A 1,417-nucleotide genomic window follows, 5' to 3' on the forward strand; every position below is an offset into this window, starting at 1 on the left:
CTCCCGAAGGAGAAGCGGGGGCCCAAGAGCCGGAGAAGGGAACCTCAGCCGATCTGCGTCCCCGTAGCGGCCAGCGCCTCGGTCACAGGCTGGAAGAACGTCTCCCCACCGGAGGAGCAGTCCCCACTGCCCCCCGACGTGAGCCCCACCGCGCTGCTCCCGGAGAACAGCGATCCCCCGCTGTCCCCCGGCTCGGCACACACATCGGTCTGGATCAGCCCGCTCACGGTCCCCTCGGAGTAGTTCACCGTCGCGTTCAGTCCCGTCACGGTCCCGTCGTGCACCTGAGTGGTGGACCCGCTACGAGTGACCTTCATCCCCACGGTGGCCTCGGCAGCCCCCGAGATCCGCTGGGCGGACCCGTTGTAGAGATTGACCTCGCTCGGATGATCGACCCCGTCGGCGTACTTCACGAGCCCGTAGTCGTTACCGGGGAAACTGGAGTCCGCGTTGGACCCGACGGCGTTCCCGGACGCATCGGTCCAACTGGAGATCGCGGCGGTGCAGTGCCCCGCGGTGAGGAAGTACGGCGCCCCGCCCTTGGTCACGTTGAACCCGAGCGAACACCGCCCGCCCGAACCGTTGATGGCGTCGCCGCCGGCGACGAAGGGCTTGAACTTCCCCTTCGCCCGCTTGAGTTCGGCGGCGCCCCCGAGCCCGGAGACAACCTTCCCCAGCTTGGCGTACTGAGCCGGGGACACGGTCTTGTCGGCGGTGACGAGGACCTTGTTGGAGACCGGGTCGGTGGCCCACGAGGTGCCCGGGATCGTCGCGTCCTTGGTGAGCGCGGACCGCGCCCCGTCGAGCACGGCGAGCGAGCGGGAGACGATTCTGGCCTTGGCGCCGGCCGCCTGGACGGTATCGGCGGCGGAGGCGTCGAGCACGTTGACGACGAGGCTCCTGGCCCGGGCGTCGTAGTAGCTGCCCGCACTGTCCGAGCCGAGGTCGGCGAGCAGCGTGGAGGCGAGCTTTCCGGCCGCGGGAGCGGACAGAACACGCGGCCCGGCCGCGGAGTCCGCGGCCCCGGCGGGTTCGCTGGCGTTCGCAGTCTGGAAGGTGACACCCGCTCCGACCAGTGCGAGAACACCCGCTCCGGCGACCGCGGCCCGGCGTGCGGGTATGCGTCGATGCTTCAACTCACGTCCTCCTGTGGGGGGTCGGTCCGGCAGGTTGTGGGGACCTGACGGACCGGAAGGCTGGTTGACGAGCGGCCCACTCTTCCGAAGGTCACAGCGGGCACACAAGACCGACTTCCGGCCGGACCGTCGACCAACCGCCTCAGCTTGACCGAGGACAGTCACCCCAGGAAATTCGCAGCGCAAACACGAAACGTCAAAACCCGACCACCGCACAGCAACAGGATCGGGTGTCCAGAAATCACCCCTCCCAAAGCACCCGAAACCCGAAGCCCCACACC

Annotated in this window: 1 protein-coding gene; it reads right to left on the reverse strand. The window is 68.7% G+C overall.

The genetic code is table 11. The annotated features are described in order from the left end of the window. Positions 1 to 44: 44 nt before the first annotated feature. On the reverse strand, positions 45 to 1,136 hold the full coding sequence (locus tag CCN33_RS28055) for a S1 family peptidase (protein ID WP_086696212.1): 1,092 nt from the start codon (positions 1,134 to 1,136) through the stop codon (positions 45 to 47). Positions 1,137 to 1,417 lie beyond the last annotated feature (281 nt).

Origin of the sequence: Streptomyces recifensis, from assembly GCF_002154615.1 — a bacterium.
GTDB lineage: Bacteria > Actinomycetota > Actinomycetes > Streptomycetales > Streptomycetaceae > Streptomyces > Streptomyces griseoluteus.